This window comes from Pseudonocardia sp. DxW, assembly GCF_058448985.1.
Genome location: NZ_JBZFLK010000066.1, coordinates 1 through 1,674, shown reverse-complemented (window position 1 = coordinate 1,674; position 1,674 = coordinate 1). Strand labels below are relative to the sequence as shown.

The 1,674-nt window shown below is 67.3% G+C and carries 1 protein-coding gene and 1 pseudogene; both read left to right on the top strand.

Going from position 1 to position 1,674, the window contains the following annotated elements:
- Window positions 1–92: 92 nt before the first annotated feature.
- Window positions 93–332 (top strand): annotated as a pseudogene (locus ACVJO7_RS33960) (transposase); the annotation flags it as partial.
- 318 nt (window positions 333–650) lie between these two features.
- Complete coding sequence (locus ACVJO7_RS33955; protein ID WP_161152599.1) at window positions 651–1,448, top strand: transposase family protein; 798 nt, start codon at window positions 651–653, stop codon at window positions 1,446–1,448.
- Window positions 1,449–1,674: the final 226 nt, after the last annotated feature.

The window sequence follows — 1,674 nt, the reverse complement described above, 5'->3', positions numbered from 1 at the left end:
GAACCTCGTGAACAGCCACGTCAGCGACACTGTTCACGAGGCAAACCAGCAGCTCACAGGCTCGATCAGTCCCCCGACTGAAGATAACGATCGAGCGACTCAACCGCGAGATCCGTCGCCGCACCGACGTGGTCGGGATCTTCCCCGACCGCGACTCCCTGATCCGCCTGGTCGGCGCCGTTCTGGCCGAACAGCACGACGAATGGGCCGAAGGACGCCGCTACCTCGGCCTCGACGTCCTGGCCCGCGCCCGCGTCACACCCGTCCCCGACACCCCGACCGGCACCGAGGAGGTGACCCCCACCCACACGATCCCGGCGCTCAGCGCCTGACAGAACAGAAGATCACGCGGCAGTCGTCACACACCACACCAGCGGACTTGACCCCCGACCGGGGTGGCTCGTCGAAGGAATCTGCGATGACCTCCCCCCAGTACATGCCCTCTCATCAACCGCCGCGCCGACCGGTGGCTCCCGGTCAGCCCCCGCTACCCCAGCAGCACGAGTCGGCTGCGCTACGCGGATTGAGCCTTTGCCAACCTGACGGACGGGCAGGTCAGAGCGTGTGCGGCGTGGCGTGACCTCGAAGGGGTGAAGCTCCTGGTAGACGAGCGGTTGCTGAGACCAATCCGTCCGACCAGGAGCTTCAAGGTGCTGTCCTACCCGTCCGGGATGACCGTGTCCACCCACACGCTGAAGATGGTCAGCACGCTGCTGCGTCGTCACCGCCGCGAACGCGCGACCCGCTGGCGCAGGCTCACCCCGGGCCGCCAAGCCCTGCTGGTCGTGGCGCACCTGCGCACCGGTGACACCTACGCCCAGCTGGCCTGCGGATTCAAGGTCGGGACCTCCACGGTGTACCGCTACCTGCGCGAGGCCATCGACCTGCTCGCTGCGATGGCCCCGACCCTGGAGCAAGCGATGCAGGTCGCGGCGCGCAAAGCGTTCGTGATCATCGACGGGACCCTGCTGCGCATCGACCGGGTCGGCATGGCGAGCGGCTATGATCGGGGGTTCTACTCGGGCAAGCACAAATGCCACGGGCTGAACGTGCAGGTCATCGCTGACCCGGTCGGCCGGTTGGTGTGGATCTCCCCGCCGCTGCCCGGGGCCCGTCACGACATGGGCGCAGCCCGCGAGCACGGCATCATCGACGCGCTCACCGAGTACGCGATCCCGGCCGCCGGCGACACCGCCTACCAGGGTGCCGGGCCTACGGTCGCGGTCCCGCAGCGCCGTCGGCGCCTCGACCCCGACACCGGTCGTTACCGACCCTTGTCGGTGAACCAGAAGGCGGTCAACGCCGCGCACGCCCGCCGTCGCGGGCCGGGCGAGCGGGTCAACGCCGAGCTGAAGACCTGGAAGGTCCTGCGCAAGATCCGCTCCAGCCCGAACCAGGCCGCAGCGCTCATCGCCGCAGTTCAGACCCTCATGATCGCCAACACTTGATCAGGTTGGCAAAGGCTCAATGCTCTGTGACGATGTTCGATCGACGCGCCCGAGCACGCTTGCTTCTGCTTGCTCCTCAGAACCGTCAGGCCCGCCTGGAGATCGGTTTAGAGCTCGATCCCGTCCTTTGTGGGCTCTTCCGGATCTAGAGTGCAAGGGCTCCGCAGTGCAGCAGCGATCTGATGCGGTAGTTGATCAGGTTGCGGAAGCCGAGGGCGTTGCGGCG